The 22,866-nt window shown below is 56.9% G+C and carries 17 protein-coding genes; 6 read left to right on the top strand and 11 right to left on the bottom strand.

Features of this window, described 5'->3' with window-relative positions; all coding sequences use genetic code 11:
* Window positions 1-26: 26 nt before the first annotated feature.
* The 5 genes from IF205_RS09085 to ygfZ all read right to left on the bottom strand — a co-directional run bounded on the left by IF205_RS09085 (window position 27) and on the right by ygfZ (window position 6,133).
* The gene (locus IF205_RS09085) at window positions 27-716 is read right to left on the bottom strand and encodes a cobalamin B12-binding domain-containing protein (protein ID WP_259782975.1); all 690 of its coding nucleotides are present in this window, start codon (window positions 714-716) and stop codon (window positions 27-29) included.
* Between the two features lie 225 nt (window positions 717-941).
* The gene (locus IF205_RS09080) at window positions 942-1,601 is read right to left on the bottom strand and encodes a tetratricopeptide repeat protein (RefSeq protein ID WP_259782974.1); all 660 of its coding nucleotides are present in this window, start codon (window positions 1,599-1,601) and stop codon (window positions 942-944) included.
* 125 nt (window positions 1,602-1,726) lie between these two features.
* On the bottom strand, window positions 1,727-2,893 hold the full coding sequence (locus IF205_RS09075; protein WP_259782973.1) for an acetyl-CoA acetyltransferase: 1,167 nt from the start codon (window positions 2,891-2,893) through the stop codon (window positions 1,727-1,729).
* Between the two features lie 84 nt (window positions 2,894-2,977).
* Window positions 2,978-5,008 (bottom strand): adenylate/guanylate cyclase domain-containing protein, encoded by a 2,031-nt coding sequence (locus IF205_RS09070; RefSeq protein ID WP_259782972.1) that lies wholly within the window; start codon window positions 5,006-5,008, stop codon window positions 2,978-2,980.
* A 210-nt stretch (window positions 5,009-5,218) separates the two neighbouring features.
* Window positions 5,219-6,133, bottom strand: a complete 915-nt coding sequence (gene ygfZ / locus IF205_RS09065; protein ID WP_259782971.1) for a CAF17-like 4Fe-4S cluster assembly/insertion protein YgfZ — start codon at window positions 6,131-6,133, stop codon at window positions 5,219-5,221.
* A gap of 134 nt (window positions 6,134-6,267) precedes the next feature.
* Here ygfZ and IF205_RS09060 point away from each other — a divergent pair, with 134 nt between their 5' ends.
* Genes IF205_RS09060 through pyrC form a run of 5 tightly spaced genes read left to right on the top strand, consistent with a single transcriptional unit; the run spans window position 6,268 to window position 11,814 of the window.
* Window positions 6,268-7,239: a glycosyltransferase family 9 protein gene (locus IF205_RS09060; RefSeq protein WP_259782970.1), complete on the top strand. Its 972-nt coding sequence runs from the start codon at window positions 6,268-6,270 to the stop codon at window positions 7,237-7,239.
* On the top strand, window positions 7,236-7,988 hold the full coding sequence (locus IF205_RS09055; protein ID WP_259782969.1) for a glycosyltransferase family 2 protein: 753 nt from the start codon (window positions 7,236-7,238) through the stop codon (window positions 7,986-7,988). Before IF205_RS09060 ends, IF205_RS09055 begins: the two co-directional genes overlap by 4 nt.
* On the top strand, window positions 7,985-9,010 hold the full coding sequence (locus IF205_RS09050) for a glycosyltransferase (protein ID WP_259782968.1): 1,026 nt from the start codon (window positions 7,985-7,987) through the stop codon (window positions 9,008-9,010). Before IF205_RS09055 ends, IF205_RS09050 begins: the two co-directional genes overlap by 4 nt.
* Window positions 9,010-10,770, top strand: coding sequence for an asparagine synthase (glutamine-hydrolyzing) (gene asnB / locus IF205_RS09045; protein WP_259782967.1), 1,761 nt, complete (start codon window positions 9,010-9,012; stop codon window positions 10,768-10,770). Before IF205_RS09050 ends, asnB begins: the two co-directional genes overlap by 1 nt.
* Window positions 10,771-10,773: 3 nt before the next feature.
* Entirely contained in the window at window positions 10,774-11,814 is a 1,041-nt protein-coding gene (gene pyrC, locus IF205_RS09040; protein ID WP_259782966.1) for a dihydroorotase, read from the top strand.
* A gap of 16 nt (window positions 11,815-11,830) precedes the next feature.
* Here pyrC and IF205_RS09035 read toward each other — a convergent pair whose 3' ends face one another.
* Window positions 11,831-12,859: a response regulator gene (locus IF205_RS09035; RefSeq protein WP_259782965.1), complete on the bottom strand. Its 1,029-nt coding sequence runs from the start codon at window positions 12,857-12,859 to the stop codon at window positions 11,831-11,833.
* A 153-nt stretch (window positions 12,860-13,012) separates the two neighbouring features.
* Window positions 13,013-14,557 carry a DUF3369 domain-containing protein gene (locus IF205_RS09030; RefSeq protein ID WP_259782964.1) on the bottom strand — a complete coding sequence of 515 codons (1,545 nt, stop codon included), beginning with the start codon at window positions 14,555-14,557 and terminating at the stop codon, window positions 13,013-13,015.
* A 136-nt stretch (window positions 14,558-14,693) separates the two neighbouring features.
* Between IF205_RS09030 and IF205_RS09025 the strand changes: the two genes are divergently transcribed.
* Window positions 14,694-16,712, top strand: a complete 2,019-nt coding sequence (locus IF205_RS09025) for a sensor histidine kinase (protein ID WP_259782963.1) — start codon at window positions 14,694-14,696, stop codon at window positions 16,710-16,712.
* Here IF205_RS09025 and IF205_RS09020 read toward each other — a convergent pair whose 3' ends face one another.
* The 4 genes from IF205_RS09020 to ppdK form a co-directional block, all read right to left on the bottom strand.
* Window positions 16,713-17,213 carry a GreA/GreB family elongation factor gene (locus IF205_RS09020; protein WP_259782962.1) on the bottom strand — a complete coding sequence of 167 codons (501 nt, stop codon included), beginning with the start codon at window positions 17,211-17,213 and terminating at the stop codon, window positions 16,713-16,715. It lies immediately after the preceding gene.
* Between the two features lie 119 nt (window positions 17,214-17,332).
* Window positions 17,333-17,767, bottom strand: a complete 435-nt coding sequence (locus IF205_RS09015) for a response regulator (protein WP_259782961.1) — start codon at window positions 17,765-17,767, stop codon at window positions 17,333-17,335.
* Window positions 17,760-19,976 carry a sensor histidine kinase gene (locus tag IF205_RS09010; RefSeq protein WP_259782960.1) on the bottom strand — a complete coding sequence of 739 codons (2,217 nt, stop codon included), beginning with the start codon at window positions 19,974-19,976 and terminating at the stop codon, window positions 17,760-17,762. The genes IF205_RS09015 and IF205_RS09010 overlap by 8 nt, the downstream gene beginning before the upstream one ends.
* 197 nt (window positions 19,977-20,173) lie before the next feature.
* A complete protein-coding gene (gene ppdK, locus IF205_RS09005) occupies window positions 20,174-22,840 on the bottom strand; it encodes a pyruvate, phosphate dikinase (RefSeq protein ID WP_259782959.1) in 2,667 nt (888 codons plus the stop codon).
* Window positions 22,841-22,866: the final 26 nt, after the last annotated feature.

The raw sequence follows: 22,866 nt of genomic DNA, 5'->3' as shown, positions 1-22,866 counted from the left end.
ACAGGCCCCCATCATGGGGCGCAGCCTCACTGATTGTGGCGGCGCGCCATGTATTCCTTGGCCATCTCAACGGCAACTGCCGCGTCACGGCAATATGCGTCGGCACCAACTTCACGGGCAAATTCCTCGTTCAGCGGCGCACCACCGACCAGAACAGTGTAATCATCACGGATACCCTGTTCCTTCATGGTGTCGATCACGACCTTCATATACGGCATCGTGGTGGTCAGCAGCGCGGACATGCCCAGGATGTCCGGCTTGTGCTCTTCCAGAGCCTCCAGATAGGTCTCGACCGGAATATTGATTCCGATGTCGATCACCTCAAAGCCGGCGCCTTCCATCATCATCGCGACAAGGTTTTTACCGATGTCGTGAATGTCGCCCTTAACGGTACCGATAACCATTTTGCCCTGCGGCGGGGAATCGGATTCCGCCAGCAGCGGGCGCAGGATTTTCATCCCGGACTTCATGGAGTTGGCCGCCATCAGGACTTCCGGCACGAACAGAATGCCGTCGCGGAAGTCGATACCGACAATCCGCATGCCTTCAACCAGCGCTTCCGTCAGGACCCGGTACGGTTCCCAGCCACGCTCCAGCAGGATGTTGGTGCCCTCTGTGATTTCGTCGGCAAGACCGTCGTAGAGGTCATCCCACATTTGTTCCACAAGTTCCTGGTCATCCAGCTCGCGGAGATCGAGATCGTCTTCTTCAGCCATCGGCTTCATCCATCCCCAGTTGATGCGGTCGTTAACACCGAGCCCGCAAATCGGTTACATATGATAGAACCCTATACTGCGTTCAATAATCCGCATGGCCCCGATCATCTCGTTTGCGTGCGACAGTAATTTTCGCGGACACGACAATGCGATTTCTCAGCCCTCATTTGCAGGCAATAGTCCGACCGTCCGGATAACCTTGCCCGACAGAAGATGACGTAAGGCTCAAGAACCGCTTTCCAAGAGCATTTTGGCACGATCCCGTTGATCATCGGTTAATTTTTCGCCCAATGCGGCCATCAGCGGCTCTGCATTTTTATCTCCCGCCTTCACCGCGCGGCTGAACCATGCCCAGGCCTGCGCAGGATCAGCATCAACCCCACGGCCTTGCGCAAACATCACGCCAACCGCCGTCATTGCGGGCGCCACGGCGCCTTTGGCCGCGGCCATATACCATTCAAACGCCTGCCGGACCTCGCCGCGCCGCTCCAGCAGAATTGCCAGATTGAGCTGCGCCTCTTTCATGCCTTTGGTCGCGGCGGACTGGTAAAGTGCCTTGATCGTCTCACCTTCGATCGGCGCTATTTGGTGCTTTTCCAGAAGAAGGGCCAGCCGGTATTGCGCCGGGGCGTAGCCATTTGTCGATGCCAGGCGATACCAGCTCGCCGCATTTTCAAGGGAGGCATCCTTGACCAGTCCGCGCTCGTTCAAAAGTCCCAACGTAAATTGTGCCTTGGCGCTGCCCTGCCCCGCTGCTTTCAGGTAGCGCTGCTCGATAAAACGCGGCACCTGCTGCATTTCCTGCGCAACGCCCGCGACAGTGATCAGGCAAAATGCCAGAATAACGAATAAACGCCGGGTAAGCAGACAACATCGAATTTTCATTAGTTTCCGCCCGTGATTTCCCCCAAGCCTCTGTAATCTTACGATATTCCCTCATCCCCGTCGAGCAGGCACAAAAAAGGCCGCCCCAATACCAGGGCGGCCCTTCTCTTTCTGCCTGTTCCGGACTAGCGCAGCGCCTCCAGAATAGAACAATAGTTGGCAACACCTGCACCACCCATGTTGAAGATGCCGCCAAGTTTGGCGTCCTTCACCTGAATGCCACCAGCCTCGCCACGGACCTGCTTGGCCGTCAGGACATGCATGGAAACGCCGGTTGCACCGATCGGATGCCCCTTGGCCTTCAACCCGCCGGAGGGGTTCACCGGCAGCTTGCCGTCCTTTTCAGTCCAACCCTCTTCGAGCGCCTTTGCTCCTTGGCCTTTTTCTGTCAGGCCCATCGCTTCATATTGCATCAATTCGGCAATGGTGAAGCAGTCATGGGTTTCAACAAAGCTCAGATCATCGAGGCTTGTACGGCCACGTTCGTGAGCCTGCTCCCACGCATGTGCACAGCCATCCAGGAAAGTCATGTCCCGTTTGCTCATCGGCAGGTAATCGTTCACCTGTGCACGTGCACGGAAGGCAACAGCCTTTGGCATCGACAACGCCATATCCACATCCGTCAGGACAGCCGCCGCCGCCCCGTCGGAGACCAGCGAACAATCGGTACGCTTGAGCGGTCCGGCAACAACCGGGTTCTTGTCGGAAATATTGCGGCAGAATTCATAGCCCAGGTCTTTCTGCATCTGGGCATAGGGGTTCTCGCAACCATTCTTGTGATTCTTCGCCGCAATCCGCGCCAGCGCGTCGCTCTGGTCACCATATTTCTGGAAGTAACCGTTGGCGATCTGCCCGAAGACACCGGCAAAGCCGCCCTCGATATCACCGTCTTCCTTGATATAGGACGCCTGCAGCAGGATATTCCCGATTTCCGGTCCCGGCGTCGCCGTCATCTTTTCAACGCCAACCACCAGAACAACGCGGCCCTGTTTGGATTCAATATAATTGGCCGCCTGATGCATGGCCGCAGATCCGGTCGCACAGGCATTCTCAACGCGGGTGGAGGGCTTGAAGCGCAGACCTTCAATGCCGTTCATCACCAAGGACGAACCAAAGTCCTGACGCGAAAAGCCGCCGTTATACCAACCGAGATAGATGGCATCGATGTCTTCAGGCGCAACGCCCGCGTCTTTGATCGCCTCGCTTGCCACCTCGACGATCAGCGATTCAACATCGTGATTTTCAAGTTTTCCAAATTTGCTGTGGGCCCACCCCACCATACATGTGGTCATGTTCTTCTCCCTGGAGCGATTGTTTTAGCCGCGCGCATCCTAGCATCCTGCTGCACCGCAGCAAACAAAAACTTGACGTTTACGTTAAGGTAAACCTTCTTTTTTTGGCTCGTCGGCTTTCTTCGCACTAAGGATATGGTAGACCGGCTGTGGTTCTTCAAAGCCTTTGAGTTCAAAAACACCAACCTGTTCGAACTCAAAATCCTTGCCCCGGCACAACTCACGAACGATGGAAGACACCGCAACCTCCCCGCCCTGGGCGTGGCTCATCACCCGGGCGGCCAGATTGACGGGTGTCCCGAAGATATCTCCATCCTCATGGATCGGCTCCCCGGCGCTCAGCCCCGCCCGCACCTGGAAGGCCAGGTTCGGCATTGCCTCCGAAAACCGCCTAAAGCCCTGCTGCATGGATAACGCGGCTTCAACCGCGAGCACGACCCCGTTAAAGGATGCCATGATACCATCGCCGGTATGCTTGATTTCACGTCCCTGATGACGGGACAGGACCTCGCGCACGATGTCATTATGGGCGCGTATGACCTTCATCAGCCACTCGTCCCCCATTGCCTGCTGCTGCTCGGTCGAATCGACAATATCGGTGAACATGACAGCAACGAAGCTGCTTTTTTCCTCGCCCCCGTCCTCTTGCCCCGGCAAGTCCATCTTGGATGGAGAATTCCAAACCTTGATCGCCTCACGAATGGCAGAATCCGACGCATCGTCGGCCACGCGGCGGTTGCCGCCACTACGCCCCAGGGAATACATGCCGAAATAGCGTTCATCCAGCAGATATTCGTCGATATTGGCGCAGAAACCGTTGGCCTGTTTTTCTTCCACCCCGAGGCGCATGACGTTGTCGACCAGAACCTTGAACGCATCTTCCTTGGAGACCCGATAGCAAAGCATCAAGGGCTCCGAAAAGCCCGCGAGGAAGAGGATCACACCAAACCGGGTATAGGCGTCTTCAGACAGGCGCTTGCCCAGATACTGGCGGGCCTCTGCAACAACCTTGCGGATTGCGGCATCCATCGGTTCCGGCCCGGTCGGACTGTCCTTGCGTTCGACCACATGGACCGGCACGGCACTCGCCCTGATCTCAGCAGCCGTGGGGAATGACAGCACCTCGGCCTGCTCTTTCCCCGTTTCCGCCTGCCCTGCCGCCGGGGAACTGAATTTGGGTGCCGCAGGCGGCATCGGCACACCCTCGTCAAGGAGGTTCACCAGACCACCTGCGGGTTTGGAGGTCGCCTCCCCGCTCTCCTCACCTCCCGCCTCGTCCGTGGGGGACGACGATCCAGTACCCGGCGTTGCCGCCACATTGGAAGATTCCGAGACGACCCCTTCATTCTCATTGGCAGGCTGCACACCCTGCGCATCCTCTGCGTCCTCGGCCAAAGCATCCACGGCATCGCTTGAATAAAGCTCCGCCTGCGCCTGTCGCCGGGCTGTTGCGCGTGCGCTCGCAAGCTTGCTTGCCGCCAGGATTTTCTTGAGGGGCGGCAGGAAGATCGCAAGAAATGTAATACCGAACACCGCTGCCAGAATAGTCAGGGTGACATTGCGCCCCAGAAAAAGACCGCTCATATGCAACAGCATGAAGCACAGGGTCGTCATGGCGGTGCCGCCGATACTGGCCGCCAGGAAAGCCAGGGCGATCTTCACCAATTCCGCACCGGGCTCCACAGTTGGCCGAGGCGGCGCGGCCAGGGCCGGGGCCTTTTTCTTTTCCTCCTGCGCTGCCTGATATTGTTCGGCCTCGCGCATCTGCCGTTCCTGGAAGGCGGCTTCGCGTTTTTTTGCCTCACGGGCCGCATTCGCGGCAACCGACCCTTCCGGGGCGTTTTTCAGGTTTCCATCGGCACCGGAGATCGCGGCAACGCTTGGCTTTTCCTTCAGACCGGGACTGCTGTAGACGATCGATTCATGAGAGAGATTTGTAGCTTTGTCATAGGCCTCGCGGATAACGCAGGCGCCCTGAAGATGGCCTTCCTTCTCCAGGCGCTTGGCTTCCTCCACGGCATCATCGCGTTTGCCGGAATCAAAACTTGCCTGCAGATGCCAACGCCGGTCCTGCTGATAATAAACTTCATAGGATATAGATCGGCCTGTCGCCATCTCGCCCAAACTTCAATCTAAACGCCCCAAGGACAACAAAGATCGCTCAATTCCCTGCGCAGAAAACCTGCTGCGGCAATACCACATCCTCGTCATCCCCAAACCCTAAGCGCGAGGTTACCCTGAAGATACAGACAATGTAACCCTGTGCGCCGGAGAGGATAGCGCAGAACTGTTTAAAAAATCTAAAGAAGTATTGTGGGCGTGGAACTACTTGGAAGCAGTGTTGGCCTGCAGGTCCACCCAGTCCGGCACGTCAATCACCACGGCAGCATCACCAACGGCCAGCGGATGACCATGTTCCATGGCGTGCCGCCACCGTTCCAGCCGCACGAGGGCGAGGCCCCGCGCACCGGCAACCGACCGCAACTGACCGATTTCCCGCCCCTCGGAGAGGATCGTTCCATCCGCAGGCAGGTCCTTTCCATCCACGGAAACAACTGGCAACAGACGTTTTTTTACCAGTCCCCGATACTTTGTGCGCGCCGTCAGTTCCTGGCCCATGAAACAGCCTTTGTTCCAGTCAACGCCCTGCAATTCATCAAAGCCATTTTCCAGAAGGATCGCCTTTTCCGGTTCCATATCCGCACTGCCTTCCGGGATTCCAAGGCTCATCCGCAATTTGTCATAGACCGCCTGATCATCTTCGATCAAATTCAGTTTCGCAAAGGCCTGTTGGGCCGCCGCGCGCGGCGCAATCACACGAAGCCCCATTTCCGGGCGACGCGCATCAACGAAAGCAAAGCCATCGGCGAGAGGCACGACCTGTCCGGCCTCTCCCCCCAGACCGAAGCCCGCCGGGTCTGTATCAAGCACAGCGAAAACCGCCAGATCACGCCCGATATCCAGGGTGACTTTCGATCTGAGCTGATACCGGCGCAATCGTTGACCCAAGTCCATCATCCTGGGAGCCTCACAGTCCACCCAGTACATTTCACCGGCATCGACCACATTGAATTCGTGAAGAAATTTCCCCTGCGGCGTCAGCAATGCAGCCCAGATCGCATGGTCTGGCGCGCACTTGTGAATATCATTGGAAATGAGGCCCTGCAGGAATGTCGCCCTGTCTTCGCCTGCCAGGGTAATAACCGCACGATTTTCCAGCGTGACATAACGTCCAGCCATAGCCATCCAAACCTTTTTGTTCCAAACCCGTTATCATTATGTGGCACCGCCGCGCCAACAGTTGGCAAGCGCGCAGTTAACCGTTATACCCGGCAGAACATAAGAATTCGTCATCTTAATTTCCATCCGGTTTTATGCGCGTCCTTTTTATTTCTTCCAACCGCGTCGGTGACGCTGTTCTATCGACCGGTCTTCTGGCCCATATTATAGAGCAGCACCCGGAAGCCCGCTTCACCATCGCAGCGGGTCCTGTTTCTGCGCCTCTTTTCGGCGGTGTCCCCGGCCTGGAAAAGATCATCCTCTTCAAGAAACGCAAACACAGCCTTCACTGGCTGGACCTGTGGCGGAAGACCGTCCTGCAACGCTGGGACATGATCATTGACCTGCGCCGGTCGGCGATCAGCTATACCCTATGCGGCAAGCGGAAGTTCATTCAACCGAAGAGTGATGCGCCAATTCACCGGATTGCACTGCTCGCCGCCACGCTGGGATTGGACAACAACCCGCCAAGCCCGAAAATCTGGACCAATCCCGCACATGAGCAACTGGCCGACAAACTGATGCCGCGGGAAGGACCCGTTCTTGCAATTGGCCCGACGGCCAACTGGGGTGGCAAAATGTGGCCCGCGGACAACTTTGTCAGCCTGATTGACCGGCTTACGTCCGAGGGCGCGCCTTTAAACAATGCAAAGGTGGCGGTTTTCGGCGCGCCTAACGAGCGCCTGCAGGCAAACCCCGTTCTGAAGGCGGTTCCCCGCGACCGGCGTATTGATCTGGTCGGCAAGGTAGACCTGCTGACGGCAGCCGCCTGTATGCGTAAATGCGCCCTTTATGTCGGCAATGATTCGGGCCTGATGCATATGGCCGCAGCGGTCGGAATTCCAACACTGGGGCTGTTCGGCCCCTCCCCGGACGTGCATTATTCACCCTGGGGGGAAAAAACGGCCTTTGTCCGCACGGACGAAAGCTTTGAAGAAATCATCTCCGCGCCGGATTACGACTATCTGTCACAGGAAAGCCGGATGACATCCCTTTCCGTCGATCGCGCGGAACAGGCCGCGCGGACCTTACTGGCCCGCTGCGAAGTGGAAAGACATAACGGATGACAGCAAAACTCGCCGCCGTCCTGACGGTCCACAACGAAGAAAAACAATTGGACGCCTGCCTGCAAAGCGTCGGCTTCGTCGATGAAATCGTTGTCGTCCTGGACCGGTGCACCGACGGCACCAAGGCCATTGCAAAGAAATATAACGCCATTCTGGTGGAAGGGGCCTGGCCCATCGAAGGACATCGCCGGAACGCCGGCCTGGATGCCACGGATGCGGACTGGCTGTTCGAACTGGACGCCGACGAGCGCGTCACCCCGGAACTGGGGACCGAAATCCGCCAATTCGTCAACAACCACGATACGGGCTATGCGCTTGTTCCCTTCGATAACTACATCGGTGACCGGCTGGTCCGCTACGGCTGGGGCTGTTCCTGGGGGGTCAGTTCGGCCCCGCGCCTGCACGCCAAAGGCTGCAAGCGTTGGGGGGAACAGCGGGTCCACCCGTCTATCGTCCTGAAAGGACCGGAACACCGGCTGAAGGCGCGGATCGACCATTATGTCGACCGGAATATAGCTGACATGCTGAAACGGCTGGACAGCTACAGCACGGCAAAGGCGCGAGACCTGCGCGAACAGCCCGATGGCGTCGGCTATGCCCGCAATATCCGCAGGATGTTCTCGCGCTTCTATAAATGTTATGTAACGCGCAAAGGCTATCGTGAAGGCAAATACGGCTTCTTGATCGCCCTGATGGCGGGGCTATATCCCATCCTGTCTTATCTAAAAGCGAATTTGGAGGACGAGTGACTAAAGTAATGCAGGTTCTGGCCGGCGCCAAAGTGGGCGGGGCGGAAACGTTTTATATGAGCCTTGTCTCCGCCCTCAATCGGGCCGGACTGGATCAGGTCGCAGTCTTTCGCACCCACGAGGAACGCGCGGCGCAGTTCACACGGGAAAATATTCCCCATCATCAACTGCGCTTTGGCGGCGCGCTGGACTTTCTGACCGGCCCCAGGCTGCAGAAAATCTGCGATCAGCACCAACCCGACGTGGTGCTGAGCTGGATGAGCCGCGCGTCCCGCTTCACCCCGACGGGCAACCATGTGAACATTGCCCGGCTTGGCGGCTACTACGACCTGAAATACTACCGGAAATGCGACTACCTTGCCTGCATCACAAAAGACCTTTGTGATTATGTCATTCGTGAGGGATGGCCGAAGGACAAGGTTGTCTATATGCCCAATTTCACCAGCAGCAAACGCGCGGCCCCGGTGGACCGCGCGACGCTGGACACGCCGGAGGGGACCCCGCTTTTCCTCGGCCTTGGCCGTCTGCATACCAACAAGGCCTTTGACCTGGGGCTGGAGGTCCTGTCGCGGATACCGGAGGCTTATTACTGGATTGCCGGTGAAGGGCCGCTGCGCCAGGAACTGACCGCGCTTGCAGAAAAACTGGGCGTGTCCGACCGCGTGCGCTTTCTCGGCTGGCGTAATGATATTGCCGCCCTGATGGCCGCGGCGGATGTCTTCCTCTGCACCTCGCGCCACGAACCCTTCGGCACGATCATGATCGAATCCTGGGCGCATGGCACGCCGATGGTCGCCGCGGCCAGTCAGGGACCATCCCAGACCATCACGGACGGTTACGACGGTCTTGTGACCCCGATCGACGACGCCGATGCGATGACCGCCGCCGTCCGCAAGGTCCTGGACAACCCGGACTTTGCCAAGGAGTTGGTGGAAAACGCCACGAAGACATTCAATGACAAGCACACCGAAGAAAAGGTCGTGCAGCGCTATTTCGAGCTCTTTGAGAAGGTCCGTGCCTGATGTGCGGCATTGCAGGGATCATGATGCGCAACAGCCAGTCGCCCGACGAGGCGACTTTGGATCTGCTGGCGCATGCCCTAAGCCACCGTGGCCCTGACGGCGACGGAAAGCATATTTCCGGGCCCGTGGGCCTGGTGCATACCCGACTGGCGATCATCGACCTGGAAACCGGCGACCAGCCGCTTTATGAACCGGGCGGCGCTGCCCTGGTCGGCAATGGTGAAATCTATAACTACATCGAACTGCGGGATGCGCTGTCCGATGTGAAGTTTGAAACGCATTCCGATTGCGAACCGCCCCTGCATCTGTACCGCCGTCGCGGCGTGGAGTTTGCCACACATCTGCGCGGCATGTATGGCCTGGCGATTCATGATCCGGCGGCAAATCGGCTGATTCTGGCCCGCGATCCTTTCGGCATCAAACCGCTGTATTATATCGAGACCGACGACTATCTGGCCTTCGCGTCGGAAGCACAGGCCCTGGTCAAGGCAGGACTGTGTACACCGCAGGTCGCGTCCAAGCGCCGTGACGAATTGCTGCAGCTTCAGTTTACCTGTGGCGCACAGACCATCTATGGCGATATTCAGCGCGTTCTGCCGGGCGAGACGCTTGTGGTCCAGGGCGGCAGGATTGTCGAACGCCACCGCCAGCACGCCCTGCCTGCCGGTGGTGTGGAAAAAATAGACGCCGACAGCGCGATGAAGCGGCTCGACCATGCCTTGCGGGACAGTGTGTCGGTCCACCAGCGCTCCGATGTGCCCTATGGCCTGTTCTTCTCCGGCGGCATTGATTCAACGGCGGTCCTTGCCATCATGGCTGAGTTGAACGAAAAGCCGGTGACAGCCTTTACCGCCGGTTTCAGTGGCACCGAAGTCCATGACGAGCGGGTCCATGCGCGTAAACTTGCCAAGCTGGTCAAAGCCGACTTCCACGAGGTGGATTTCAGCGAAGACGACTTCTGGAACACGTTGCCCGGGATTGCAGCCGCCATGGACGACCCGGCCGCAGACTATGCGGTGCTGCCAACCTGGAAACTCGCACAGGAGGCCGCACAGGACTTCAAGGTAATCCTTTGCGGCGAAGGCGGCGACGAACTGTTCGCCGGTTATGGCCGTTACCGCAGCATGCTGCGCCCTTGGTGGATGGGTGGCCGTACGATCCGCCATCGCGGGACATTCGACGGCCTGAACGTGTTGCGGGAAGACAGTCAGTCCTGGCGGGACAGTATCACCGGCCATGAGGCGCTGTCCGACCTTCAGGGACGCTCCAAATTGCAGGCGGTGCAGGCCATCGACTGTGAAGACTGGCTGACCAACGATCTGCTGATCAAGCTGGACCGTTGCCTGATGGCCCATGGGCTGGAAGGGCGCACGCCTTTCCTGGACCCGGAAGTCGCCAAGGCAGCCTTCCGGTTGCCGGATAATCTCAAAATACAAAAACGTCTGGGTAAATGGCTCCTGCGGCAATGGCTTAACGACGTCATGCCGGAGGCTGAGCCCTTCACCAAAAAACGTGGCTTCACCGTGCCGGTGGGTGAATGGATCAGCACAAAAGGGGCAAAGCTTGGCGATCTTGTCGCCAGCCAGGAAAGCATTGCGGAAATCGCGGACCCGGATCGGGTCCGCGCATTGTTCAAAACAGCCGGAAAGCGAGAAGGTTTCGCGTCCTGGACGCTTCTATTCTATGCTTTGTGGCATAGGGCCAATATTCAGGGCCTCGGCCATAACGGCGGTTCCGTCTTTGACGTATTGGGAGGATAAATCATGGATCAACTGACGATCACCCGACCGGACGACTGGCATTTGCACCTGCGCGACGGTGCAATGATGGAAAGCGTCCTCCCCTATACCGCCAAACAGTTCGCACGCGCCATCGTCATGCCCAACCTGACGCCGCCTGTCACGACCGCGGAAATGGCAAAGGGCTATCGGGACCGTATCCTGGCGGCCCTGCCTGAGGGCAGTGATTTCCAGCCGCTGATGACCTGCTATCTGACGGACGACACAGCCCCGGACGATCTGGCACAGGGACATGCGGATGGCATTTTCACAGCGGCAAAGCTGTATCCCGCCAATGCGACAACCAATTCCGCCGCCGGTGTGACCGACGTTCGCAAGCTCGACCCTGTGCTGAAACGCATGGCTGAGATCGGCATGCCGCTTCTGGTTCACGGCGAAGTCACCGGCCCGAAGGTCGATATCTTCGACCGTGAGGCTGTCTTCATTGAAACCGTCCTGACGCCGATGGTTGAACGCCACCCCAGCCTGAAAGTCGTGTTGGAGCATATCACCACCGGTCAGGCGGTCGAATTCGTGGAAACGGGCGGTCATAACGTCGCTGCCACAGTGACGCCGCAACATATGATCATCAACCGCAATGATATCTTCAAGGGCGGCATCCGGCCCCATCTTTACTGTCTGCCGGTTGCAAAACGGGAACGGCATCGTCTGGCGGTCCGCACGGCGGCTGTCTCAGGCCACCCGCGTTTCTTCCTGGGCACCGACAGTGCGCCGCATACACTTGGCGCGAAGGAAAGCGCCTGTGGCTGCGCCGGGATTTTCAACGCCCCCGCCGCCCTGGAAACATATCTGAATGTCTTCGATCAGGAAGATGCGCTGGAAAATTTCGAGGGCTTTGCCTCTCTGCACGGCCCCCGCTTCTATGGCCTGCCGGTGAATGAAGGGAAGATCACCCTCCGCCGCGAAAGCTGGATGGTCGAAGAAGATATCGACACGAAATCCGGTGATAAGCTGAAGGCCTTTATGGGTGGAGAAGAGCTGGGTTGGCGTCTGGTCGACGCCTAAGCCCGGCACCATTTATTTATCCAGCCGTTTTCTTCTTTGCCGGAGGGGTCTGCCGCTTGCGGTAACTATCCACTGCGGAGGTAATCTGGCCTGCCATGTCCTGAGCATTGCTTTCAGGATTGTAGGCAAGCAGGATCGCATCCGCCAACGGCTTCAGGAGTTCGATATCCTTGCTGTTGGGCTCGAAGAGATTTTCGATCAGGGACTCCGCCACGCGCGACATGGACGAAGACAGCTCTGCGACATGGCCGAAACGCGTGTCCTTCAGACGGCCGCTGATATCATCCGACATCTTTTTTAACTGGCGGAGCTTATCCAGCATTTCGCTGGAGTTGTCGCCTTTCTCCAAGCGGGGCTTGACCAGGGCAACGATAAACGAGATCTGGAATGCGTTCCGGCGCATTTTCATCTCGTTGACTTCCTTTTGCGCGCCCTGGATTGCCTTCTGAAGATCTTCCGGACGGACAGTCTTGCCCTTCATCTTGGCCGACAGAGTATTCGGCACTTCGATGAAATTTGCATCAGTACTCCCACGAGAGGGGTCCTTGCGCCGGTCGGGGCCGATATAATTACTGGTTACGACAAACGGTTTGCGCCGTTCCACCAGGACATTCACCCGGTCCAGTATTTTGCCCGGGGAAAACGGCTTGATGAGCATGTCATCCGGGCCGCAGCCAGCCATTTCCTTGGCGAAATCCGCAGACGGGCTCCAGAAGGTCGCGATAATCGGCAGGAAGGGGTTTTCACCCAGTCGGCCAAAACGGATATCCCGGATCAGCTTGGTGCATCCGGGCAGTTCGGAATCGATAATCAGCAAGTCCGGGGAGTGCGTACCCAAAACAGAACGCAGTTCTTCCAGGTTGGAGAAGTCACGAAGCTTTTCAAATCCTTCGCGGGCAAGGGCCGTACGCATGGTAAGACGCAGCTCACCAGCTTTCTCGGCATAGAATACATTAACATTACGCGCGAATTGATTTCCGGCGCGGGCCCCGTAAGCGTCCATGAAAAGTCCAAATCTACCCAGTTTACGAATCAACTTCTTCATGGATACCGTACCAACAAGAGATTAACCGAAGATAAATAAAGCAAAAAAAAGCGTCGCCATAACAGGATAACCCATTGGCAACACTCAACTACTGAGACACCGCACTTTAGCCTAAAACAAGCAAAGCGTCACCGGTGATTGGCCTTCAATTTCTCAATCAGCCGCCGAGGCCACCATCTCGTCATTGTAGCGCCAGAGAATTTCCTCAAAAGCACTTTGCCGCCGTTCAAAGATGTCCACGATCTGCGGATCGAATTTCTTTCGCGACTGTGACGAGATGAACTCCTTGATTTCGCTTATCGCCCAAGCCTCCTTGTAACAGCGTTTGCTCGCCAACGCATCGAATACATCGGCCAACGCGACAATACGCCCGTAAATGGGAATTTCCTCGCCCTTTCCCCCATGGGGATATCCACTGCCATCCCAATTCTCATGATGATGACCTGCGACGATACTGGCCGCCTTGATAATAGGCTGCTTGGAACGCGCGAGGATACGCTCTCCGATCGTCGCATGCGTCTGCATCGTCACCCATTCGTCGGCATCCAGTTTACCCGGCTTGTTAAGAACGGCGTCCGGTATTCCGATTTTCCCAATATCATGCAGCGGCGAGGCCAGAAACAACTCTTCGCATTCCTGCGGGCTGAGCCCCAGTTCCTCGGCGATGAGCTTCGAATAATGCGCCACGCGCCGCACATGGTTTCCGGTTTCCTTGGAGCGGGTCTCCGCTACCTCGCACAGGCTGTAGACGATTTCCTCCTGTGTGTCGCGCAAGGCGGTATTCAGGCGCACATTGTCAAAGGCCACCGCGGCATTTCGGCAGAACAGGTTCAGGATATGACCGTCCACCATTTCAAGGGGGTGGTCGCCGCCGACATAGAGAATGCTTTCCACACCGTTTCGGTTGCCGATATAGCGGATAAAACAGTCCTCTTTCTCCACATCCGTTTGGGCGTTCAAGGCTTCGTAAATGCGGTTCAGCACATCTGTATCAAGCGACTTGCTTCCATTACCCACATGGGCAAGCACGTGCAGCCCCTCGCCATCCTTTTCCGCCACAAGCCCTTCATACTCCAGCAGGAACAGGTCTCTCTCAAGGTAAAGAAGCGCGGAAAGCTGCTCCAACACGCCTTGCGAGAAACTCTTCACCGATCGCTTTTCCATAAGCGATGCGGACGCCTCGATCACTTTTTCCAACCCGTGCCTGTTGCGTTCCAGCGCCACGATATCGCGATAGGAGCGCAGGGCCGTATAGATCGTCGAAAACAGCTTCCGGGCCGTCAGCTCCGTCTTTTCCTTGTATGAGTTGATGTCATAGCGAACGACGACATCCTCTTCGGGCGCCTGACCCGGCTGGCCCGTTCGCAGGATTATCCGGGCCTCCCTGTTGCCAACCTCTTCGCGGATATAGTCGGCAACCCGCAACCCCGCATCATCGGTTTCCATCACCACATCAAGCAGGACAACGGCGATATCTTTCGTGTCCGCAAGGATACTCTTGGCTTCCTCACCACTGTAGGCATGCAGGAAAGACAGTCCCCGGCCCGCAAAACGAACCCTGTCCAGGGCCAGTTCGGTAACCGTGTGAACGCCTTCTTCGTCATCAACAATGAGAATTTTCCAGCGGTCCTGCTCGTCCGGTGTCTCAACGGGTTGTTCCGGAGCAAATTCGTCGAAAAGCAAAGCATCATCAGACATGGGATCAATCCCCCCTATCAGTCTATGCAGCCACGCGACCCATCAAAAACATGATACCGCAACTTCATTATATTTCAATTTATTATGGTATTCTGCTAGACTGACAATCGCTAAGAGTGAGCCTGGAAAGACGCTAATGACAATATTTCAAAGGGTTATTCTTGTTAGCGCCGGTTTGATTTTTGCGACAATCGCCATCTTCGGCGCCATGTCCTTTCAAAGTGGCCGCAGCCTCCTGGAACGCTCGATCCAGGATCGTCTTGAGGCTGTGGCGACAAACCAGCGGGATAAAATCCAGTCTCTGACGGAGGCCTGGCGGGACCGCTCTGCACTCATAACCAGCCGCACACAATTGCGCATCAGCCTCAAGAAATACCTGGACACCAATGACGACGCAGCCCTGGCCAGGGTTAACCGCATCCTGGGCGATGCCCTGACGTCCGTGCGATCCGTCCGCGCCATAGCCATAACACCACCCGACGGGCCGAATATCATCAGCCTGGGCAATATCGGAACCACGGAAACAAAGGTGATATTCGGACGCCAACCCGACAGGAAAATCCGGTTGCTGGATATGTTATCGACAGCAGCCGGGCAGCTTTTCATCCGCCTACAAGCGCCGCTGATGTTGAACGACAAAACCATTGGACAGTTGATCGTTACGCTCAGCGCCGATGAACTGACCCAGGCGACCAATGACTATATCGGTCTTGGCAAGACCGGGGAGGTCCTGCTGGCCGCTTTGGGAGCGGACGGCCAAACCACCTACCTTACCCCTCATCGTTTTGATAACGGTTCCGCCTCCGCCAACTATCCGCCAATCGAGCAGGCCTTGCAGAAAAAAGACAGCCTGGCCAGAAACGCAACAGACTATCGCGGCCAGGAAACAATGGCCTATTCAAGGTATATCCCCGATACCGGCTGGGGAGTGGTGGTCAAAATGGATACCGCCGAAATCCTGAATCCGGTCAATCAGTTCGGACGTGGAATACTGGCTGTCGGTGCTTTCCTTGTCTTTATGGCGCTCGGAACTGGCTTTCTGCTAGCCCGTGGCATTTCAAAACCGCTGGAACGCCTTGCCAATGACGCGAACCGTATTCAGACCGGAGAACATTTGCTTCGGTCCAAAATCGACAAGAGCGACGCCAGGGAAATCCGATCTCTTGCCGAAAGCTTCAACGGATTGGCGGACAGTCTGCTGCAAAGCAATGCCGAACTGGAACAACGCGTTACCAAACGAACGCGTGAATTGCGGGACCTGAACGAAACCCTGGAACAGCGTGTTGAATTGCGGACCCGTGAGCTGAACATCACCAACGAGACGTTGTCGGCAGCCATGGACGAGTTGCGGCAGGCGCAGAATGAACTGGTCCATTCCGAAAAGATGGCGGCCTTGGGCGGACTGGTGGCAGGCGTTGCTCATGAGTTGAATACGCCGATCGGAATTGGCGTAACCGGCATATCACACCTGCAGGAGGAATTGGGAAAAATAAAGGAAAGATACGCCAGCAACCAGATTACACGCGGCGACCTGCAGGTCTTTATAAAAACCGTTGAGCAGGCGTGCAACTTGCTGGTGACGCACCTCAACCGCGCCGCAGAGCTTGTGAACGACTTCAAGTTGGTTGCCGTAGATCAGTCCAATCCGGATATCAGGAGTATTGAACTGGCAGACTATCTGGACAAGGTCGTGGCAACATTGCAGCCGAAATTCAAACGCCTGCCCCATAACGTTGTGGTAAGTGTTCCCGCCAATCTAAGTATCACGACCTGCCCCGGCGCCCTGGCACAGGCACTCACGGCACTCGTCAGCAATTGCCTGAAACATGCATTCGCGCCTGACACCGACACTGCCGGGACGGTAACCGTTAGCGCCGAGGCCACAGATAAGGGTTGCCGCCTGATCGTCAGCGACAACGGCAAGGGTATTCCGGAAAAGGCCCAATCCAGGATATTTGAACCCTTCTATACCACTGCACGTGGCGAGGGCGGCTGCGGACTGGGGCTGAGCATCGTCCACAGCATCGTTACAGATGTCTTGAAAGGCGACATACGCTGTGAAAGCACCGTGGGACAGGGAACGGAGATGAGGATAAGGATTCCTAACCTGCAGGAAGGTGAAATGCCGACCCCCATCCATCTTGTCGCAAGTTAGCTATAGTGGCGCAATGGCGAGGATTTCCAGTTCGATATCCCCCTTGGGGCGACGCCAGGTAACCAAATCCCCGACCTCGGCCCCCAGTAATGCCTTGGCGAGAGGCGACATGTAGCTGATCTTGCCTGCCGCAATATCCGCCTCATCCTCACCGACAACCTGGAACCGGTATTCCCTGTCGTCTTCGTCGACAACGTCGACTGTTGCCCCGAAGGTAACCTCCTGCGCATCCGCATGCCCTGGAGAATGAAGAATGGCGCTTTCGATGCGGGCCCGGACATATCGCAAACGGCGTTCCACCTGAAACAGGGAAAGCTTGGCCGCCACGGCGTCATCCATCCCTTTCAAACGCCCCCGCTCTTCCTGCAGGCGAGCCGCTTCCTCCTCAAGCATTTCAAGGCCGGATGGAGTTACATAATTGGGGTGAGGACTGATGGGCAGGTCCGGCGTGTCGTCCACGACCTGGTCGCCATCCGGTTCTTTTACAAAAGCGCGGCTCATTCTCTAAACTCGACGGATCAACAGACTTTAGAGACTATCTTGCCACAGCATCGGGCGGGGACTGTCAAGAAAACGTCATGATATATACCGGCATTTCCTCTCTCGGCCGAATGTCCCGCTCAATTTCTTTTCGGCAGTTTGACGACCGTAAACCAGAAGTCCTCCAATGCCTGGACAATCTTGGTAAAGCTTTCCAGGTCAACCGGCTTGGTCACATAGGCATTGGCGTGCAGTTCGTAGCTTCGCAGGACATCTTCCTCGGCCTCCGACGACGTCATGATGACAACGGGGACGACCTTCAGGATCGGGTCCGACTTGAGTTCGGCCAGAACCTCCCGGCCATCCTTGCGTGGCATATTGAGGTCCAGCAGTATCAGGTCCGGGCGAACCGCCGTCTGATATCCGTTTCGGCAGAACAGGAAATCCAGGGCGTCCACGCCATCACCGGCCGTGTGGAGATTGCACGCGAACTTGCATTCTTTCAGCGTCTCCTGGACCAGTTCCACGTCAGCCGGGTTATCATCGACCAGCAGCACATCAATCATCTTAGGCATATCGCAAATTCTCTCCCGTCGCCTGCATCGCTTTCAGGCGATCTTCCGTTGGCATGGTGAAGCGGAAGGTTGTGCCCAGGCCAAGCTGGGACTCCACGGTAATTTCCCCGCCATGCTGTTCGACAATTCTTTTAACCAGGGCAAGACCGATACCACTCCCCTCATAACTGCCGCGGGGATTTAACCTTTGAAAGATTTCAAAAACCTGGTCCTTATAAGCCGGATCAATACCAATCCCGTTGTCCGTCACCCTGAACTCCCAGAAATCCCCCTTGCGCTGGGCAACGACCTCCAGAGACGGGTTCTCTTCTGCCCGAAACTTCACCGCATTGCCGATCAGATTCTGAAACAAACGCAACATCTGGTCCCTGTCAGCCGCAATTGTGGGAAGGGATTCAATCTTGAGGGTCATACCGCTTTCCGACACCGCCAGTTTCAGGTTCTCCAGCACATCGGCAACAACGTCGTTGCAGTCGACAACCTTCTTATCCGGCTTGCCTGTTCCCAGACGGGAGTAGGCCAGTAAACCATTCAGCATGGTTTTCATCCGCAGGGCGCCATCAATCACGTAGGTCAGGTATTTCCGCGATGTCTCGTCGAATTCGTCCTTGTGCCGTTTTTCCAAAAGCCCCGCGAAACTGGCAATCATACGCAGTGGCTCCTGCAGATCATGGGAGGCGATATAGGCGAACTGCTCCAATTCATCATTCGCCGTGGCCAACCACTGGTTGGTCACCTCCAGAATATGCTCCCGCTGCTTTGCGATCTGGGCATAGTAGTATGCCAGGTATAGGAGCCCCACCAACGACAAGCCGCCAAAGAGAACACTTTCAGGCAACCAGCTTTCCCGTAACTGAACCCAGTTCCGTGCGGGGTTTACCTCCAGGCGCCATTCCTTATCGCCTAGTTGAAAAGGCAGGTCCGCCAAATAGCGTTCATCCAGAACCGACCCGTTTTGTTGGCTGAACAAGGCAACATCTCCGTCCATAACACGGACACGGAACCCCTCTCCCAGCAGCTTCGAAAACGTCCTGCCCATAAGTCTGGACAGGCCTATTTCACCAAGGATGTAGCTATCGAATATCTGTTGTTTGAACAATGGGACGAGAACCAGCAGGCCAAATTGTCCATCCGCGGTTTCAATGGCGTCGGTGACCACAAGCTGCCTCGACAGTTTTGCCTGCTCTATTGCCGACTGCAGCCTTGGGAACTGCGGTGGCCTTTCCCCGATAAGCCCACCACTGCCGGAACGGGGTTCGATCCAGGCGTCTCGCCCGTCTGCCGCAACCCATGCAATGGCGCGCCAGGTCAAATCAGCAGTAAGATAATCACCGACATCCGCCCGCCATTCCCCTTCCGGTGTCCCGCCACGACGTTGCCAGCGGCGGCCAATCCGTTCGAAATTCACGATTTGATTGCCAATACGGGTTTCGAACGCTGTTCTGGCGAGATTGGTCCGTGTCTCAACGGCCTGCTGAATTTCCCGGTTCTCCTGTCCCGCAATTGCCTGTGACAGGCTCAGGACGATGACTGCTGCCCCAAAGAAAACGGGCAGCGCACCCCAGCGAGGCATGATTTCCTTGTCCCTGTACCCTACAAGCAGGCCCAGAGTGAATACTGCGGCCCCGACCACCGTGAACCCCGAGGCCGTGTGCAACGCCATGCGGGTGAAGCGAACCCAACCGTATGTCGCCTCCAGTTCCGTGGCATAGCCAACCAGGACCACGAGACCAAAGGCCGATACGATTGCCCCCAGCATCGCCACCGCCAGGGCACGATGCCTGAAAAAACCAAAACCGCTTAGCAAGATCGCGGTTCCCGAGACCACGAAACATAGCGCCGTATTCGGTGACATCCGTCCGGGATGGGACGTCTTTACCGTGACTTTATGTTCGATAAACAACTGATCGATACCAAGATTAACCGCGCTGGCATATTCGATCAGCGTTGTGACGGTCATTAATATCAGCAGCCCTGTTGTCAGCCCGATCCCTATTTTGGTTGGCTTTAGCGTACAGAACAGCCCGCAACCTGTGAGGACGAAGCCCAACGCCGTGTTGAACTGCATGGCGGCAAATGTGGGATAAATCTGGACAAGTGGATAGATATCATTGAGCCAGCCGAAAATGACGACCGCCCCCAAAGTGGTTGCGACCAAGCCCCCCGCAAAAACACCGGATAAAAGCTTTTTCTCGGACAAACGAACCATGAATCTTCCCCTTGTGAAGCCTCTTCATGCCCGGCCCCAATCAGCAATGATGCTAACCTTTCCAGAATGTTATGGTACTACTGTTGATTGAACCCGCAAAATCAAAACTATTTTAAATTATTTTTTTATGTAGCTCACGCAAAGAAAACGGCCCCGCCAAAGCGGGGCCGTTTTGCATCTTTCCGGCAGGCTTGAGATCAGCCTTTACGGCGAATGGCCGCCTGCGCCGCAGCAAGCCGTGCGATGGGCACACGGAACGGCGAACAGGAAACATAGTCCAGACCCACTTCTTCGCAGAAGTCGATGGAGGACGGGTCGCCGCCATGTTCACCACAGATACCCAGCTTGATACCCGGACGGGTCTTGCGGCCGCGTTCTGCCGCAATTTCGATCAACTCGCCGACGCCTTCCTTGTCCAGGGTCGCAAACGGATCATTCTTCAGGATACCCCGTTTTTCATAGGAGCCCAGGAAGCCCGCGGCGTCGTCACGGCTGAGGCCGAAGGTCGTCTGCGTCAGGTCGTTGGTGCCAAAGCTGAAGAAGGCCGCTTCTTCCGCGATCGTGCCCGCACGCAGGGCCGCACGCGGCAACTCGATCATGGTGCCGACTGTATAATCCGGTTTGATGCCCTTTTCGGCAGCAACCTCATCAGCCACACGGTCGATAACCGCACGCATCAGTTCCAGTTCTTTCTGAATACCGACCAGCGGCACCATCACTTCACAGTGAGGTGCATCGCCGCTTTCCTCGCGAACCAGAATGGCTGCTTCGAAGATTGCGCGGGCCTGCATTTCGCAGATTTCCGGATAGGTGTTCAGCAGGCGGCAACCGCGATGGCCCAGCATCGGGTTCATCTCGTGAAGCTGTGCTGCACGATAACGCAGTTTCTCCACCGAAACGCCGAGGTCTTTCGCGATTGCCTCAAACTCATTGGGCTCACGCGGCAGAAATTCGTGAAGTGGCGGGTCGAGCAGACGAACCGTGACCGGCAGGCCTTTCATGATGTTGAACAGTTCAACAAAGTCCGCACGCTGCATCGGCAGGATTTTTTCCAGCGCGGCACGGCGACCGGCTTCGTCTTCCGCCAGGATCATCTCACGGACAGCCGTGATACGGTCGCCTTCAAAGAACATATGCTCCGTCCGGCAGAGGCCGATGCCTTCCGCACCGAAGTTGCGGGCAGTGCGGGCGTCGTCCGGTGTTTCCGCATTGGCGCGGACTTTCAGGCGGCGTGCCTTGTCGGCCCAATCCATGATCCGGGCAAAATCACCGCTCAATTCCGGCTGTACCGTCGGCACCTCACCCAGCATGATCTGGCCACTGCCGCCGTCAATGGTGATCCAGTCCCCTTCCTTCACCGTGATACCGGCAACGGAGAAGGTCTTGCCCTTATAATCCACATTCAGGTCGCCCGCACCGGAAACGCAGGGACGGCCCATGCCGCGCGCAACAACCGCCGCATGGCTGGTCATGCCACCACGGGTGGTCAGGATGCCCTGTGCGGCGTGCATGCCGTGAATATCTTCCGGAGAGGTCTCGATACGAACCAGCATCACGCGGTCACCGTTCAGGGCCCGTGCTTCCGCCTCATCTGCGGTGAAGGTAACGATACCGCTGGCAGCCCCCGGGCTTGCCGGCAGGCCTTTGCCGATCACCTTGCGTTCCGCGTCCGGGTCCAGGCGCGGGTGCAGGATCTGGTCCAGGGCCTGCGGTTCGATACGGGTGACGGCTTCTTCTTCATTGATCAGCCCTTCATCGACCATATCGCAGGCAATCTTGATCGCCGCCTGGGTGGTACGTTTACCGTTACGCGTCTGCAGCATATAGAGCGTGCCCTGCTGCACGGTAAACTCGATGTCCTGCATGTCGTGATAGTGTTTTTCCAGGGTCAGACGAACGTCGTCCAACTGCTTGAATACTTCCGGCATAACCTCTTCCATCGCCGGCAGCTTGGAGCCCTGGGCGTCCTTGCCTGCAATGGTCAGATGCTGCGGCGTCCGGATACCGGCCACCACGTCTTCACCCTGGGCGTTGACCAGATATTCGCCGTAGAACAGGTTTTCGCCGGTGGACGGGTCACGGGTGAAGGCAACGCCCGTTGCGCAATCATCGCCCATGTTGCCGAAGACCATGGCCTGCACGTTAACCGCCGTGCCCCATTCTTCCGGAATCTTGTTCAGCTTGCGGTAGACGACGGCACGATGGGTCATCCAGCTTGAGAAGACCGCGCCGACCGCGCCCCAAAGCTGTTCGCGCGGGTCCTGCGGGAAGTCGTGGTCCAATTCGTCGCGGACAAGGCGCTTATATTCGACAATCAGGTCCTGCAGGTCCTGCGCCGACAGTTCGGTGTCAAGGACGGCCCCGGTTTCTTCCTTTTTGATTTCCAACTGCTCTTCGAACAGGTGATGGTCCACGTCCAGCACCACGTTGGAATACATCTGGATGAAACGGCGATAGCTGTCATAGGCGAAACGCGGATCGCCGGATTTCGCAGCCAGCCCTGCGGCCGTTTCGTCGTTCAGACCCAGGTTCAGGACCGTATCCATCATGCCCGGCATGGAAACGCGTGCGCCGGAGCGAACCGAGACCAGAAGCGGGTTGGCAGGATCACCGAATTTGGCGCCGACAATCCCTTCGACAGTCGCCAGTGCGGCATCCATCTGGTCGTTCAGGTCGCCCGGATACTGCTTTTCATTCTGATAGTAGAATGTGCAGACCTCTGTCGTCACCGTGAACCCCGGCGGCACCGGCAGGCCGATGTTGCTCATTTCTGCAAGGTTGGCGCCTTTCCCACCCAGCAAATTGCGCATGTCGGCTTGGCCTTCTGCCTTACCGTTCCCGAAGCTGTACACCCATTTCGTCATGGCTCGTATCCGTGCCCTAGCCCATT

It is taken from the genome of Aestuariispira ectoiniformans (assembly GCF_025136295.1).
In the GTDB taxonomy this organism is placed as follows: Bacteria; Pseudomonadota; Alphaproteobacteria; order UBA8366; family Aestuariispiraceae; genus Aestuariispira_A; species Aestuariispira_A ectoiniformans.
The sequence above is the reverse complement of the archived record's forward strand: the minus strand, read 5'-3'. Positions and strand labels throughout refer to the sequence as shown.

What these genes read in the sequence shown, in the direction of transcription:
- pyrC (WP_259782966.1), top strand. Translation starts at nt 10,774, where the DNA reads ATGGATCAACTGACGATCACCCGACCGGACGACTGGCATTTGCACCTG.
- IF205_RS09015 (WP_259782961.1), bottom strand. Translation starts at nt 17,767, where the DNA reads ATGCCTAAGATGATTGATGTGCTGCTGGTCGATGATAACCCGGCTGAC.
- IF205_RS09070 (WP_259782972.1), bottom strand. Translation starts at nt 5,008, where the DNA reads ATGGCGACAGGCCGATCTATATCCTATGAAGTTTATTATCAGCAGGAC.
- IF205_RS09010 (WP_259782960.1), bottom strand. Translation starts at nt 19,976, where the DNA reads ATGGTTCGTTTGTCCGAGAAAAAGCTTTTATCCGGTGTTTTTGCGGGG.
- IF205_RS09030 (WP_259782964.1), bottom strand. Translation starts at nt 14,557, where the DNA reads ATGTCTGATGATGCTTTGCTTTTCGACGAATTTGCTCCGGAACAACCC.
- ppdK (WP_259782959.1), bottom strand. Translation starts at nt 22,840, where the DNA reads ATGACGAAATGGGTGTACAGCTTCGGGAACGGTAAGGCAGAAGGCCAA.
- IF205_RS09075 (WP_259782973.1), bottom strand. Translation starts at nt 2,893, where the DNA reads ATGACCACATGTATGGTGGGGTGGGCCCACAGCAAATTTGGAAAACTT.
- ygfZ (WP_259782971.1), bottom strand. Translation starts at nt 6,133, where the DNA reads ATGGCTGGACGTTATGTCACGCTGGAAAATCGTGCGGTTATTACCCTG.
- IF205_RS09055 (WP_259782969.1), top strand. Translation starts at nt 7,236, where the DNA reads ATGACAGCAAAACTCGCCGCCGTCCTGACGGTCCACAACGAAGAAAAA.
- IF205_RS09025 (WP_259782963.1), top strand. Translation starts at nt 14,694, where the DNA reads ATGACAATATTTCAAAGGGTTATTCTTGTTAGCGCCGGTTTGATTTTT.
- IF205_RS09080 (WP_259782974.1), bottom strand. Translation starts at nt 1,601, where the DNA reads ATGAAAATTCGATGTTGTCTGCTTACCCGGCGTTTATTCGTTATTCTG.
- asnB (WP_259782967.1), top strand. Translation starts at nt 9,010, where the DNA reads ATGTGCGGCATTGCAGGGATCATGATGCGCAACAGCCAGTCGCCCGAC.
- IF205_RS09085 (WP_259782975.1), bottom strand. Translation starts at nt 716, where the DNA reads ATGGCTGAAGAAGACGATCTCGATCTCCGCGAGCTGGATGACCAGGAA.
- IF205_RS09035 (WP_259782965.1), bottom strand. Translation starts at nt 12,859, where the DNA reads ATGAAGAAGTTGATTCGTAAACTGGGTAGATTTGGACTTTTCATGGAC.
- IF205_RS09060 (WP_259782970.1), top strand. Translation starts at nt 6,268, where the DNA reads ATGCGCGTCCTTTTTATTTCTTCCAACCGCGTCGGTGACGCTGTTCTA.
- IF205_RS09020 (WP_259782962.1), bottom strand. Translation starts at nt 17,213, where the DNA reads ATGAGCCGCGCTTTTGTAAAAGAACCGGATGGCGACCAGGTCGTGGAC.